This is a genomic window from Colwellia sp. MB3u-4, assembly GCF_014077065.1.
In the GTDB taxonomy this organism is placed as follows: Bacteria; Pseudomonadota; Gammaproteobacteria; order Enterobacterales; family Alteromonadaceae; genus Cognaticolwellia.
Window position 1 is genome coordinate 118,703 of sequence record NZ_JACGVE010000075.1, and the last position, 14,451, is coordinate 133,153.

General features: G+C 40.1%; 12 protein-coding genes. 1 reads left to right on the forward strand and 11 read right to left on the reverse strand.

What is annotated here, in order from left to right; genetic code table 11:
- Positions 1–13: 13 nt before the first annotated feature.
- The 3 genes from iscR to trmJ all read right to left on the reverse strand — a co-directional run bounded on the left by iscR (position 14) and on the right by trmJ (position 2,440).
- The gene (gene iscR / locus H4J61_RS06820; RefSeq protein ID WP_182138325.1) at positions 14–523 is read right to left on the reverse strand and encodes a Fe-S cluster assembly transcriptional regulator IscR; all 510 of its coding nucleotides are present in this window, start codon (positions 521–523) and stop codon (positions 14–16) included.
- A 274-nt stretch (positions 524–797) separates the two neighbouring features.
- The gene (cysE, locus tag H4J61_RS06825; RefSeq protein ID WP_182138324.1) at positions 798–1,607 is read right to left on the reverse strand and encodes a serine O-acetyltransferase; all 810 of its coding nucleotides are present in this window, start codon (positions 1,605–1,607) and stop codon (positions 798–800) included.
- A 71-nt stretch (positions 1,608–1,678) separates the two neighbouring features.
- Positions 1,679–2,440 (reverse strand): tRNA (cytosine(32)/uridine(32)-2'-O)-methyltransferase TrmJ, encoded by a 762-nt coding sequence (trmJ, locus tag H4J61_RS06830; RefSeq protein ID WP_182184464.1) that lies wholly within the window; start codon positions 2,438–2,440, stop codon positions 1,679–1,681.
- A gap of 415 nt (positions 2,441–2,855) precedes the next feature.
- Here trmJ and suhB point away from each other — a divergent pair, with 415 nt between their 5' ends.
- On the forward strand, positions 2,856–3,659 hold the full coding sequence (gene suhB, locus H4J61_RS06835; protein WP_182184465.1) for an inositol-1-monophosphatase: 804 nt from the start codon (positions 2,856–2,858) through the stop codon (positions 3,657–3,659).
- A gap of 471 nt (positions 3,660–4,130) precedes the next feature.
- Here suhB and hppD read toward each other — a convergent pair whose 3' ends face one another.
- The 8 genes from hppD to nuoI all read right to left on the reverse strand — a co-directional run bounded on the left by hppD (position 4,131) and on the right by nuoI (position 14,445).
- Positions 4,131–5,189 carry a 4-hydroxyphenylpyruvate dioxygenase gene (gene hppD / locus H4J61_RS06840; protein ID WP_182138321.1) on the reverse strand — a complete coding sequence of 353 codons (1,059 nt, stop codon included), beginning with the start codon at positions 5,187–5,189 and terminating at the stop codon, positions 4,131–4,133.
- Positions 5,190–5,612: 423 nt separating this feature from the next.
- Positions 5,613–7,427: a DEAD/DEAH box helicase gene (locus H4J61_RS06845; protein ID WP_182138320.1), complete on the reverse strand. Its 1,815-nt coding sequence runs from the start codon at positions 7,425–7,427 to the stop codon at positions 5,613–5,615.
- A 712-nt stretch (positions 7,428–8,139) separates the two neighbouring features.
- Entirely contained in the window at positions 8,140–9,648 is a 1,509-nt protein-coding gene (locus H4J61_RS06850) for an NADH-quinone oxidoreductase subunit N (RefSeq protein WP_182184466.1), read from the reverse strand.
- Positions 9,649–9,651: 3 nt separating this feature from the next.
- Positions 9,652–11,094: a NuoM family protein gene (locus H4J61_RS06855; RefSeq protein ID WP_182184467.1), complete on the reverse strand. Its 1,443-nt coding sequence runs from the start codon at positions 11,092–11,094 to the stop codon at positions 9,652–9,654.
- On the reverse strand, positions 11,091–12,989 hold the full coding sequence (gene nuoL / locus H4J61_RS06860) for an NADH-quinone oxidoreductase subunit L (protein ID WP_310650038.1): 1,899 nt from the start codon (positions 12,987–12,989) through the stop codon (positions 11,091–11,093). The genes H4J61_RS06855 and nuoL overlap by 4 nt, the downstream gene beginning before the upstream one ends.
- A 5-nt stretch (positions 12,990–12,994) precedes the next feature.
- On the reverse strand, positions 12,995–13,303 hold the full coding sequence (gene nuoK, locus H4J61_RS06865) for an NADH-quinone oxidoreductase subunit NuoK (RefSeq protein WP_182138317.1): 309 nt from the start codon (positions 13,301–13,303) through the stop codon (positions 12,995–12,997).
- Positions 13,300–13,830 (reverse strand): NADH-quinone oxidoreductase subunit J, encoded by a 531-nt coding sequence (gene nuoJ / locus H4J61_RS06870; protein ID WP_220460935.1) that lies wholly within the window; start codon positions 13,828–13,830, stop codon positions 13,300–13,302. Before nuoJ ends, nuoK begins: the two co-directional genes overlap by 4 nt.
- 54 nt (positions 13,831–13,884) lie before the next feature.
- A complete protein-coding gene (gene nuoI, locus H4J61_RS06875; RefSeq protein ID WP_310650039.1) occupies positions 13,885–14,445 on the reverse strand; it encodes an NADH-quinone oxidoreductase subunit NuoI in 561 nt (186 codons plus the stop codon).
- Positions 14,446–14,451 lie beyond the last annotated feature (6 nt).

Consider the following 14,451-nt stretch of genomic DNA (forward strand, 5'->3'; position numbering starts at 1 on the left):
GTTGAACCAGCTATTAATGCCAGTCATTCATAATATTGCGGGTAGTAATTAAGGTCTCTAACGAAGGGGATTTGCGAGCTTTCGCTGTCGCTTTATCTTGTCGTTGTGACACTATTTTTACATTTCGTTGCTCGACGAGCTCGGCAAGTGAAATGCCTTTTAAAAAATCTTCAATTCTGTCGCTTAAATCGGTCCATAAATAATGCGTTAAGCATTGCTGACCGTCTTGACAATTACCTGTACCACCACATTTAGTGGCATTGATACTTTCGTCAACAGCGTTGATAACATCAGCAATGGTAATTTGCGCTGAACATTGTCCTAACCGGTAACCGCCACCTGGCCCACGAACACTATTGACTAGTCCGTATTTTCTCAGCCGTGAAAAAAGTTGCTCTAGATATGATAGTGAGATGCCTTGGCGCTCAGAAATATCAGCCAGTGGAACAGGTCCTGTTACCGCATGAATAGCTACATCAAGCATTGCTGTTACTGCATATCGGCCTTTAGACGTCAATTTCATTTATTACCCCTATCAATTCGTTGGCAATTTTACATATCCCTACGAATTTACATGTCCCTACAATATAGTCAACTAAATACCCGACTGATTTACTCAAGTATTATACTCGCCTTTAATAGTTAGTCAATACGAAGGAAGAAACATTAAAGTTTACATCACTCTAATGTTTAATAACCTCTAAATGAAGTAAAGCTGGGATAGAAATTTAGTATCAATAGCTAGGCTAAATATTCGCTTGCAGCAAGCATAATCTCTAGCTGCAAATAAACAATGACTAAATTGCTGGATCAAAAGATTCTGTTACGCTTTCTCGACGTTTTGCTGCCGCTTTCTCATCTTCGTCAAATTCACCAACCCTTAATTCAGGTAGTGCTTCTTGACAAACATGACCACCAAGCTGATTAACCTCTCGACATAAATCAGAAACTTTATTTTCCATTAAATGCATATGGTCAAGTAAACGACCTATCGCTTTAGCGACGGGATCTGGGTTGTCAGTAGCCACCGCATAAGCATCAAAGCCATATTTTTTTGCTACTTTCTCACGTTTTTCAGCGGCACTATCATCCTTTTTAGCGTTAACAATGCGAGCGGGAATACCAACAGCTGTGCCGTTTTCAGGCACATCTTTTACCACCACGGAGTTAGAACCTACCTTGCCGTTCTTACCAATGGTAATTGGACCTAAAATTTTAGCACCGGCACCAATAACAACATTATTCATTAAGGTTGGATGGCGCTTGCCTTCTTTCCAACTTGTGCCGCCTAACGTAACCCCTTGGTATAAAGTGACATCGTCACCTATTTCAGCGGTACCACCGATGACCACACCCATACCATGGTCAATAAAAAATCGCCGACCAATAGTCGCACCCGGGTGGATCTCAATACCCGTTAACCAACGAGAAAATGTTGAGAGTGTTCGCGCTAACCATTTCCAATTACATTTCCACAAACGATGACTTAAACGATGAAACCACACGGCGTGGAGGCCAGGATAATTGGTTAAAATTTCAAAAACATTACGTGCGGCAGGATCTCGGTCAAATACACTATTGATGTCTTCTTTCATGCGGTTAAACATACCACGTTCCTTAATTCTCTATGCTGTAATCAGAATTAGTCACTGAGTTAAGTGACTAACTAACGCTATAATTAATCTTTGTTTTTTTCAATATTAGATGCTTTTGCAGTGCGTTCAACTGAGGCTAAAATACCACGCATCATTTTCAATTCTTTTACATCGGGTCGTGCACGGTTAAACAAACGACGCAGCTTAGTCATCACTAAACCTGGGTGACTTGGCATAATAAAGCCTGTTGCTTTTAGTGAATTTTCAAAATGTTGATAAAAGCGCTCTGTTTCCTCAGCAAGCGGATATTCTTCATTTTCATTCAGAGTAAAGGCTTGTTGTTGATGGATTAGGAAGCTTGTACGCACTTCATAACTTAAGGTTTGTACTGCCATAGCCAAATTCAATGAGCTGTATTCTGGATTTGCTGGAATTTGCACATGAAAGTTACATAACTGAAGTTCTTCATTCGTTAAGCCACTACTCTCACGGCCAAAGACTAATGCCACAGGATATTCTTGTGCTTCTGTGATCAGTTTTTCGCCACAACCTCTAGGCTCTAGCATGGGCCAAGGTAACGTGCGCGACCGAGCACTTGTACCAACGACTAAACCACAATCTTTAATGGCTTCTTCGAGTGTTGCCACCACTTTGGCATTTTTTAAGACATCGGTTGCACCAGCCGCTAAAGCTTGTGCTTGACCATTGGGCATTTCAATAGGATCAACTAAAATGAGATCAGTTAAACCCATGGTTTTCATCGCGCGAGCGGCTGAGCCGATATTACGACAATCTGAGGTATTAACAAGAACGATACGAACCTTACTTAATAAAGAATCTGACATTATCTACACTTACTTAATTCGAGGGCAATAATTAGTTAACATGACTTTAATTAGCTAACAACATTACCTATCTAGACGGCTAAAATAGCCGATAATGTTAACACAGAACATTATCCTTGTACTGAGAAAAAATCACGGCTTTTATATTAGTTTTATAGTGTTTATCAATATGGTCTAGCTCTTTTGCTTATCAGACGAAGAAAATAGGGTAAGTTTTACCTTATTCGTTATGACTTTATCTGACCTAACGGATATCAGTTCATTAATGATAAATAAGAGTGTCGCAAAGTAATAATTATTTTGCTATAATTCGCGCGCTTAATTTTAGGGGTTCATCATCGTATGGCGCTTAAGGTTAACCTCGTTCTTTTACATAGCTGTTTATGACATTTTACAACATATAGGGTAGTCGATAATGCATCCGATGCTAAATATTGCCGTGCGCTCTGCGCGTGCTGCGGGCAAAGTAGTTTTGCGCGCTTTTGAACAAGTAGATAAGATTGAAATTGAATCTAAGGGTACGAACGATATCGTTACTAATGTTGATATAAGTGCTGAACTAGCTATTGTTGAAACAATTCAAAAATCTTACCCTAATCACACTATTATTGGTGAAGAGTGTGGATTAATTGAAGGTAAAGACAACGACTATCAGTGGATTATTGACCCACTTGACGGAACGCCTAACTTTGTTAAAGGTATTCCACACTTTGCCGTGTCAATTGCTTTAAAAGTGAAAGGCAAATTAGACCAGTCAGTTATTTACGATCCCATTCGTGGTGAGTTATTTACCGCAAGTCGTGGTAAAGGTGCTCAACTAAACGGTTTCCGTATTCGCGTAAAACAATCTAAAGAACTTAAAGGTTCTATTTTAGCGACCGGCTTCCCGTTTAAACATAAGCAACACACTGATGCTTATTTACAAATGTTTAAAACACTCTTTGGTAAAACATCTGATATGCGTCATGCTGGCTGTGTCGCTCTAGATTTAGCTTACGTGGCTGCTGGCCGTGTTGACGGTTACTTTGAAATTGGTTTAAAACCTTGGAATAGCGCCGCTGGTGAATTAATGGTCATTGAAGCGGGTGGTTTAGTCACTGACTTTGTTGGTGGCCATAATCACGGTAACTCAGGCAATATTGTCGCAAGTAGCCCGCGCTTAGCAAAAGAAATTTTAAAAGATATTCGACCTCATTTAGGTGATGCTCTAAGTAAGTAAATACTTGCATTAGACATGACGATCAAAAGCGCCTTCTGGCGCTTTTTTTTTACCTGAAATAACATAACCTAGCTCTGGCTCTGGCTCTACAATTTAGGTTATATGATTTACTAGCATTGACACCATAGCTAGGTGATTAGTCTATTGCTGTCCTAAAAATAATGATTCTCTCGTATTAACCTACACTTTCATCAATGAATGAAGCTTATTAGCGTATATACGGGAGCAATTATCAAGAGACGCTAATATCGTATGACATCAATGGCTAAGAACAGCTATATAGCTATGATATTGCCAACACGGATGCAGTACTTAGGTTATTAGCCTGTCCCTACATAAACGCAGCGACTAGAGTTCGATAGGGAACTTATATCCCTAGCCAAGACAAACTTTGGTACTTGGGTTATGTCAGAACATAAAAAAGCCAGCAAATGCTGGCTTTTTAGATAAATTATAGCGCTATAAATTAGCTTAAAGCACGCCACGTTCTATCTGGTTAAGTTCGATTGACTTAAATAAAGCGGTGAAGTTACCTTCACCAAAACCTTGGTCATCAACACGTTGGATCATTTCAATAAAAATAGGTCCAAAAATATTCTTAGTGAATATCTGTAACAAGTATGAATTTTCGTTTTGGCTATCGACTAATACCTGATGATCACGAATGCGCTGGTGATCTTCTTTTACCCAAGGAATACGATCAAACACATCATCATAATATTCAGGTACGATATTTAAGGTATCAATGATGTTTTTATCTAATTGATCTAAAGAGCCCAATAAATCATCTGAAATAAAAGCTAAGTGTTGTACACCTGGACCATTATACTCATTTAAATATTCGTCTATTTGGTTATTGCTGGTACCTTTCCCTTCATTAATAGGAATACAGAAAGTGCCACAAGGCGATTGTAAAGCGTATGAAACCAACGCCGACTTTGCCCCTTTAATATCAAAGTAGCGAATATCAGTAAAACCAAAGATGTTTTTATAAAAATTAGCCCAATGCTCCATTGTGCCTTGGTAAACGTTATTAGTTAAATGATCAACGGCTTTAAAGCCTTTATCTTTTACTAATACAGGTTCAGCAATATCTTCAAAATCATCTTCATATATTGAGCCTTTAGCGCCAAATTTCTCAATGAAGTAAATTAAGCTATCACCAATGCCAAAAATAGCGGGGTAAGGTAATTTATTATCAACGTCTTGCGCTGACTTTGCACCACGAACAACCGCTTGTTCAAAGGCAAAATCGGCATTTTCTACTCGCCAACCCATTGAACAAATTGCTGGGCCGTGGCTTTTAGCAAACTCTTTAGAAAAACCCGCTTGTTCATGATTTAATAAAAAATGAATATCGTTCTGATTAAAATAGTCGATATCGCGGCCTGTGAATTTTTTTGTTTTTGAAAAGCCAAAACCATAAAACGCATTTTCCATAAAGTCAGAATCTGGCGATGCATATTCAATAAATTCGATACCACGTAAATTAAGTGGGTTTGTTAATTCTGTCTTTGTTAATTCTGTCATAGTTGTTTCTCTCATTGTAGCAATGAGGCGATTATCACCGTGAATTCATCGCAGAGGAAGTGAATGAAAAAACTGACATTTTTTGAGGCGTAAATCTATTTTTACGTGCAAGACAGATGAATTGTGAGTGATGAGGATCTAAGCTATAGCTAGCAACACCCACAGATGTAACTATATATTTACAGCCAGTTTAAGGCTCGACAATTCGTTCAGTTAACCGTCAAAAAATCTTCAATAAATTAAGAGACTCGTTATACCAATTTCACTAATTTTCTGATCATTTTACCTGTCCATAAAGTAGACCCGATAATTAATGAAACTGCTATTAAAAGAACCTGTGCTTGAACTGAATGCTACAGGCAAAAAAAAACGCCAATTCTAGTGAGGAATTAGCGCTTTAAGCATGCTATTTATACCAATGAACTAGCTGCTAGTGTGTTGCTCTTTACGTGGACGCTCAGACGATGCTGCTGGTGTCTGAGTATCAGAAACCGTAATCTCTAATGCTTGACGACGAACACGAACACGCTTTAATTGCGTGAATGACTTGTCAGGCATACCTTTAGGTAATTGCACAAAACTATGTTTGTCGTGTAAGTTAATTGCGCCAATGTAGCTGCTGTCTAATGAAATTTCATTAGCAATAGCGCCAACGATATCACCAGGACGTGCACCATGCTCTTTACCTACTTCTAGGCGGTAAGTCTGCCAATCGACATCTGAACGTGCCACTTTCGCTTTACGAGGAGCACGCTCTGGACGGTTCTCATTGCGACTATCACCACGGGCTTCACTGCGACCGCCACGGGCTTCATTACGACCACCACGGCTGTCATTACGAGCACCACGACTTTCACCACCTTTGCTGTCACGATCATTTCTTTCACGTGCATCACGACGAGGCTTTGGATCTTCTTTCGGCTGTAGAGGCTGCTTTAACTGTTTGTGATAAAGTAACGCTGCCGCTAAATCTGTCATTGAAAGTTCTGACTCACTCGCCATAGTTTCAATAATTTCGCGCATTGCCGTTAACTCTTTATCAGCAACAATACTCGCTAACTCAGTACAAGTGCGCTCAATACGTGCCTTACCAATTTCTTGAATATTTGGTAAGTCGTACATAGCAATCGTACCAGAAGTTAAACGTTCATAATGACGTAAAGAATACATTTCGCGTGGACGAACAAATGAAATTGCTGTACCACTACGTCCTGCACGGCCAGTACGGCCAATACGGTGAACATAAGCTTCGTTGTCACCTGGTAAATCATAGTTAATAACTAATGAAAGACGAGGAATATCAAGACCACGAGCAACAACATCAGTTGCTACAAGAATTGATGACGCACCTGATTTAAGTTGGTCAACAGTACGTTCACGCTGTGCTTGGTTCATGTCACCGTTTAAGGCAACAGAAGCATAACCTGCACGTTCTAATTTTTCAGCAACGTCAATGGTATCATTACGAGTACGTACGAAAATTAGCATTGCATCGTATTCAACAGTTTCAGCAATACGCTCCAAAGCTGTCATTTTGTTAATGCCGCTAACTTTCCATGCATATTGAGTAATATTGGCTTTTTCTTTTTTCACTGCCGCAATTTTAATATGCTCAGGATTTTTCAAAAAGCGATTCGCTACTTTGCGAATTTGCGCTGGCATAGTTGCAGAAAACAATGCCATTTGTGTTTCTTTTGGTAAGTGCTCAAGGATCCACTCAATGTCTTCTAAAAAGCCCATGTTTAACATTTCATCAGCTTCATCAAGCACACAAAATGATAAGTTATCTAGTTTAAGGCTCTTACGACGTAAGTGATCCATCAAACGACCAGGAGTACCAACAACAACTTGTGCACCACGTTCTAGTTGTTGAAATTGTGGCTGGTACGATTGACCACCATATAAAGTAGCAACACGTAAACCTTTCATGTGTTGTGCAAATGTTTCAATTGCTTCTGCTACTTGAATCGCTAACTCACGCGTTGGCGCTAAAACCATTAATTGTGGTTTACGAATCGTTACGTCAATTTTTGCTAGTGCAGGCAAACCAAATGCAGCCGTTTTACCGGTACCTGTTTGCGCTTCACCAAGGACGTCTTTACCAGCAAGTAAAGGGGGAATTGTTTGCGCTTGAATTGCAGTAGATGATTCAAAACCTAGTGCTTTTACAGCAGATACTAAGTTTTCAGGCAAACCAAGGGCGTCAAAGCCTACAGAGGCGTTGTTAAGATCAGTCATATAATTTTTGTCTTCTCATGGTAGAAACTGGCTATGCGCCAAAATCCCTACGTACATATACGAGGAAACCACCAGGAAGACTTAAGGCACATTCTTACGTTAACGTTGAAAGGTTAACTGGGCAAGTCTATGGGCGGATATACCCCACTCATTTTAAGTTTCTATAATTCGCTAAGTTTCACTTGGAAACTTTTTTGATTGACGATTACAGAGGCGCGCATTATACGGATGTTGTTAATTTATACAAGCTATAATGTGTATTAAACGCTATTAAACAGTAAAAAAAGCATAAAAACCTAAAAATGGCACTTTACGCTGTGCTGAATATTCTACAGTAATTAAAACGAATCTTACTTAACTGTCGATTTCAAAGCCGGCTTTTACCTTTTTAACCCGTAAACCACCTGAGCCACTTGCCAGGATTTTTAACCCGCTAGCTTGCTCTATCTCGAGATCACCAAAGCCATCGTCAATAGTGATCTCGCCATCTACTTTTTTACCCTTAAGCCACCTGAGCCATGTTCAAAAATGCCCTGACTGATAGACCTTTTAAAAAAAGGTCGCCTGAACTAATATTGCCTGAACTATGGTCAATATCAAAATTACCATCGAGGTCATTAATCTCTATTGCTTGTGAGCCATCAATAATAGATACACAGATTCGATATACTTGCTAAAAATGACCATTAATTAGCAAGCTTGCTCACAATAGCTAGGAAGCGATAAGTTGATTAATCACTTCTGGTAAGATGCCAAAGACCAAGCCAAAGGCAATAAAACTATACACTAATACTTGCTCAATAATATGCCCTCCAAGCGCTTTAACTTTGCCGTTCATCTGATGCGTATCGGATAGCGCATCAGATGGCGCATCGGCAAAAATTTTAAATATCATCGGCAAATAGTAAGCTAAACTGATACCACTAGCGACAATAAGCGTGGCAATTAACCACCAAGCATGAGCAATAGTTGCCTGACTTAAGATATAGAATTTACCAATAAAACCCATGGTTAAAGGAATGCCCGCTAAACTCAGCAAGCCAAGTAACATCAACAAACCATAACTCGGTACGCGCCAAAATAAACCTTGTAAGTCTGCTAATAAAATATCTTCTTGAAAAGCCGCGCGGGTATTTTGCTGCTGAATTAAGGCAATAACGATAAAAATTGATAGGTTAGCCAGGGTATAGGCCGCTAAATAAAATAACGCACTTTGCCAAGTAAACGCCAAACTTTGCGCTGAACTCACAATGATAACAATCAGTAAGTAGCCCATATGGGCAATCGATGAATAAGCCAATAAGCGTTTTAAATGTTGCTGTTTAAGTGCCATCACATTACCTAGCAACATGGAAATCACCGCAAATGACATCAAAAATAATTGAAAGCTGTCGTGTAACCAATAGCGCTGAGCAATAATGCACTTAAGCAAAACAACGAACATAGCGACTTTTGATATGGTGGCCATCAACATAGTGATTGGTGTTGGTGCTCCTTGATAAACATCAGGTGTCCAGAAATGAAACGGCGCAATTGATAATTTAAAGGCGATGCCAGAAACGAATAACAACAGCCCTAGCTGAAAAAACATGCCTAAACCTTGCTGATGGTATATTGCAGAAGCTGTCGTGGCGTTAAAGCTCATATCGCCGGTAACGCTATAAATAAAGGCAATACCCAAGAGCATAAAACTCGATGCGGTGGCGCTTAATACCAGATATTTAAAAGCACTTTCAACACTGTAATGACTCTCTCGATGATAACCCACTAGCCCGACCAAACTTAGGCTTAGCAGCTCAAAGCCTAAAAATAAACTGGCAAAATGGTCGCTAGTAACCAAAACGCCCGCCCCAAGTACGAGTAGCAATAACAATAAATAATATTCATCATGCACTTCTATATGCGCTTTAAGAAAACTATGGCTCATACGTAAAGCCACCAAGGCTGAAATCAGTATCAAGCTAAAAGCAAAGCGACTGTAACCATCAGCTTTTAACAATTGCGTTACTTGGGTTGTTGGCATGGCTAGCAAGCTAACATTGGCTATCAAGGCGGTAAAAAGTATCAAAGAGGAGAATACCGCGATGGTGCGTTGTGATCTTTTCCAAGCCACCAGCAATAACGCTAAGGTGATGCCAAAAGCGATAATGAGTTGGGGCAAAATTGCGCCGGCCATGGTCATGGTAAGTAAAGGTGGTGAGTTACTTGTTATAGACATCATCACTTAGGCTCCAAATGAGAATTTAAGCAATAGCCTTGGATATAAACCAATGGCTAAGAGCATCAATAATAATGAGCCACAAATAATCAGCTCCCTAGGCTGGAGATCAATAATGTCTTGTGTTGGCGTACCTTGAAAACTTGATTGAAACAGCACCATGCCATAAATAGCTGAACCAATAAGCCCCAATGCAGCAATAACGGCAAATTCAGGCAAGACTTGAAACACACCTACTAGACTGAAAAATTCACCAATAAAATTAGCTAAACCCGGTAAACCAAAAGCAGCACCGGCAAAGGCCAGAGCAAATCCCCCCATACGAGGTGCACTTTGCCAAAAGCCGCCCATATCGGCCAAATCTCGACTATGAATACGTTGGTAAATCATGCCTGCGAGCGCGAATAAGGCAGCGCTACTAAGACCATGCGCCACCATAGTCACAATAGCCCCTTGATAAGCCACACTATTAAAAGCAAAAAGTGCCAACATGACAAAGCCCATATGGCTAATACTGCTATAAGCCACTAAACGTTTAAAATCTTGTTGGGCAAAGGCCATTTTCGCACCATACACAATACTTACTACTGCCAATGTCGCCGCAATAGGGGCAAATTGCGTACTGGCTTGTGGGAACAAAAAAATAACAAAACGAATTAAACCATAAGCACCCGTTTTCAATAATACGCCGGCAAGTAATACGCTGCCCGCGGTTGGTGCTTGGGTATGCGCGTCAGGTAGCCAACTGTGCAACGGCACAGAAGGTAACTTAACCGCAAAAGCAATAAAAAAACCTAACATTAAATATTGACTCATGGACAGCGGTATATCCAACATCAACCAATCTAGGTAATAAAAACTTAACTGCCCCGTTTGTAATAAATGAAAATAGCCGGTGGCAATAATAGCCACTAGCATCAGCAAACTACTGACTTGGGTAAAAATGAAAAATTTCAACGCAGCAAAGTGTCTTTTTTCATGGCCCCAAATAGCAATAATAGCGGTCATCGGCAGTAACATGACTTCCCAAAAAAAGAAGAAAAGAAACATATCAACCGCAACAAAAACCCCAATAATGCCAGCAATAGTTAACAGTAAATTAAAATAGTAAAAACCAACATGGTGCTTAATTTCATGCCAAGAAACTAACACACAAATAATCGCTAACAGCCAGGTCAGCGCTATTAATACAATACTCAACTGATCAAGGGCTATACTATATTGAATATTAAAGGTTTGAATCCAATTTACTCGGCTCAATACCTGTAACTGCGCAAAGTCATTATTGTGGTTAATAGCGTAGTCGATAACAAAGACCGCAAAAACTGTGGCTAATAAAGCTAAGCTAATTAGCGCTAGCCATTTAGCACTACCTTGCCAGTATGTTTCAGCTCGCCAGGCCAATGCACCCGCAATAACTAATGCCAGCATAATTAAAGTTACTGTCATAAAAAACTCACTCCTAACAGCAAGATTATCGCTAGTCCAAAAGCAGCTAAATACCAGCGTAAACTACCATTTTGCACTAGAATCAAACTATCGTGCCATAATCCAACATACCAAGCATTGAGCATAATAATTTGGTCAAAAATATCGCGTTTATTTACTTGGGCAAGCCACTGATAAGGCTTAACTAACAGCCCATTATAAAACGCATCAAAACCTAAACCTTGACGACAGAACAGCACAAATTTACCTTCACTCGCCTCAATATGTTGCTCAGTACCTTTAAGCGGCGAACGACGATAATTTTTGAAATAAAACCAAGAAAACAACATACCGATAAATGGCGTTATTATGGCAAGGCTATGTAACCAAGTAGGCTCAATCAACTGTACTAAAGGTCTTTGAATAGCCGCTGAAAACACCAAGGTAAGATCAAGCGGAATAAGTCCACCAAATAAAGATAACAAGGCCAAAATAATCAATGCACTACGCAGTAATACATTCTTTTCAGCCTGGGGTTTTTCAGTGCAGCGTTCCGTACCCAGAAAAGCCAGAAAAAATAACCGACAACTATAAATACTGGTTAATAACGCCCCTAGAATAGCGCACCACCATAACATCGGCCCTGCCGTATTGGACGACCAAAGCTGGGCAATAATCGCTTCTTTAGAGAAAAAACCAGAAGTACCAGGTAGCGCCATCAAACAAATTAAACCCACCACAAATAAACTCGTTTCAAAGGGTAGCTGCTTCCATAAACCGCCCATTTTAAAAAGATTTTGTTGATGATGTAGCGCATAAATAACCGCACCTGCCGTTAAGAACAACAGCGCTTTAAAAAAAGCATGGGTCATTAAATGAAAAACGCCAGCAGACCACGCACCCGCTCCGAGCGCCAGCATCATATAACCAATTTGGCTCATGGTTGAATAGGCCAAAACTCGTTTAATATCAGTTTGCGCGAGTGCAGCAACGCCGGCGAGTAATAAGGTCAGTGCCCCCAACCAAGCGATATAATTCATGACTTCAGGTGCTAATAAAAAAATGCCATGCATACGGGCAATTAAATACACCCCTGCCGTGACCATAGTCGCGGCATGTATTAGGGCGCTCACCGGCGTTGGCCCTGCCATAGCATCAGGTAACCAAGTTTGCAGTGGCAATTGCGCTGATTTACCCACAGCGCCGCCAAGTAATAATAAGGCAATCCAATAAATATTGTTGGCTTGCTCTGCACTAGAAACAGAATTAGGGCCAGTAACCATATTGGCTTGTTGAGCCAGTGTTGTTACCGCGGCTATATTTAATTCGCCAAAGGTATTAAACATTAACAGCAAGCCTATCGCCATCGAGGTATCACCAATACGGGTAACAATAAAAGCTTTACGCGCAGCTAAAACATTGTTTTTTTCTTGATACCAAAAGCCAATCAATAAAAAGCTACATAAACCCACACCTTCCCAGCCCAAATAGAGCAGCACTAAATTATCCGCTAAGACCAATATCAACATAGCGACAATAAATAGGTTCATATACGCCATAAAACGTGAGAAATTCGCATCAGCTTTCATGTAAATAGCAGCAAATAAATGAATAAGAAAACCCACACCGCTAACAACACTGATCATAACAGCGGATAAGCCATCAAGGTAAAAGCGCACGTTAACTTCACCCGTCCCCAGTTGACTAGATAAATCAAACCAATGCCAGAGGTTGACGCTTAGCACTTGGTTTTGGCTAGTGGATAATTCAAACAATAATATCGCGCTAACTAATACCGTCAGTGCCATGCTACTGACACTCATGATAGCCGCAAGCTGCCATGACAGTCTTTTGCCAAAGGCAATTAACACTAAGAAGCTCACTAAGGGATAAAAAGGTAAACTCGCTAATAACACTGTTATTACCCCTTCATCTGATTTAACAAATCAATATCTAAAGAGTGGTATTTCTTCTGCATACGGATTAATAACGCCAAGCCTACGGCGACTTCAGCAGCGGCAAGCGTTAAAATTAAAATGAACATCACCTGTCCATCCGCTTGTTGCCAAACGCTGCCCGCACCAATAAAGGCAACGCCAACAGCATTTAGCATAATTTCTAAACTCATCAACATAAATAGTGTGTTTTTTCTTGCCACCACACCAACAAAGCCAATGGCAAACAATAGACTTGATAAAATAAGCACATGAAACAAGGGAATAGTGGTCATAATGGCCCGCCAGTAACATCAGGTTTTGCATAGTGATAACCGGCGAGTAAACCGGATAAGAGTAGAAAGGAAGCAATTTCAACGGCAAGTAAATAGGGGCCATACAACATAATTCCCACCGTTTTTGAACTAATAACCGTAGCTTGTAAGTTTTGTTGCATATCGGCATTATTAATAATAACGATAATTTCTACTAACAGCGCAAACGCCAACAACATCGCGCCCAGCATATTAGCTAAACCTTTATGCTTAGGTGCGTTTGTTGTTTCATCTTTACCTAAGCCAAACATCAGTACAGCAAAAACAAACAACACTAAGATTGCACCTGCATAAACAATCACTTCTAAGCCAGCAGCAAAGGGTGCTCCCATTAAATAAAAGCAAACCGCAACAGCTAATAGCGACACCACTAAATACAACAAAGCGTGCACGGTATTATGGCCAGTAACCACCTTTAAACTAGCAATAACAGCGACCAAACCAGCAAGATAAAATAAGCTTTCAATTGAGGTTAAATTAGCTAACATTTTCTCTCTCCTTGCCACTATTTTTAGCTTTATATAACATAAAGAGTTCGCAATTCATGGCATTAATCCTTTAATATCAATGGGTGGCCTTTCCTGCTCTGCTTGTCCCTTGCCTTTACCTGCAATCGCAATACCTGATTGTTGATAAAAACTATAATCTGGATATTTACCTGGACCATTAATCAGTAGGTGCTGTTTTTCATAAACTAAGTTTTGCCTATCATATTCTGCCAATTCCACATCAGGGGTTAACTGAATGGCATAGGTCGGACAAGCTTCTTCACAAAAACCACATAAAATACAACGTGAAAAGTTAATACGAAAAAAATCAGCACGTTTACGGCCATCGTCATCAACCACTTGTTGCAAGGCAATACAATCAACCGGACAAGCCACCGCACAAAGGTTACAGGCCACGCAGCGCTCTTCGCCATCAGGGTCTCGGGTCAGCACAATGCGACCTCGGTATCTGGGTGCTAAATAAGGTTTTTCTTCTGGATACTGGACCGTATCGGCTTTGGTAAATGTGTGTTTAAGCACTAACCAAATGGTTCGAAGTTGACTAAACATTTTCGCCCCTGTTTGCCTTAAAAGTAACTGCATAAGTTTGCCCATAATTAA